The sequence below is a fragment of the Chryseobacterium sp. C3 genome (assembly GCF_014218905.1).
Classification (GTDB): Bacteria; Bacteroidota; Bacteroidia; order Flavobacteriales; family Weeksellaceae; genus Chryseobacterium; species Chryseobacterium mucoviscidosis.
The window spans coordinates 1-692 of record NZ_JACLCU010000028.1 but is presented as its reverse complement, the minus strand read 5'-3'; the positions used below and the strand labels follow the sequence as shown (position 1 = coordinate 692).

At 41.9% G+C, this 692-nt stretch carries 1 pseudogene; it reads left to right on the top strand.

Annotated features, from left to right (window positions below):
* Positions 1-692 (top strand): annotated as a pseudogene (locus H6W53_RS21395) (gliding motility-associated C-terminal domain-containing protein); the annotation flags it as partial.

The following is a 692-nucleotide window of genomic DNA, read 5'->3' as shown; positions in this document are numbered from 1 at the left end:
TTTATTTTAACGGACACAACCATCAAAGCATGTCAGTACAACGGAAAAGGATTCTTTGATCTTACCGCAGCCAATGTAACGACATATTCACCGGTGGTGAAGAAGTTCTATCCTACCCTTGCTGATCTGAACGCAGCAACCAACGAAATTACAACTCCTGCGAATTATCTTTCCGCAGCAGGAATTGTCTATGTAAAAGTAACAACCAACGAAGGATGTACAGGAAACGCTAAAATTACTCTGGCATACCTTCCGACTCCGGTGGTAACTGAAGCCACCATCAGCGAATGTTATCTTGAAAATAATGAAACAAAAGCAGCATTCAACCTTTCGCTTGCCAATGTTTCCACAGAAACGCCGATTACAAAAAAATACTACCCTACTTTTGTCGATGCAAGCAACGGAACAAATGAAATTTTAAATCCTTTAGCGTACGTTTCAGGAAACGCAGCGGTTTACATCAGAGTATACAACTCAAACGGATGTTATGCAATTGCCAAAGTAAACTTAGTGGTAATTCCTCCGAAAAGATCTACGGTTCTCGTGGATAAGATCATCTGTATCGACGGAAGAACGAATCTTGATGCAGGACCGGGATATCAGTCTTACCTGTGGAGCACAGGAGCAACCACTCAGGTATTATCAGGAGTTCCGGTAGGAGATTACTGGGTTATTCTTAAAGACAACGGATG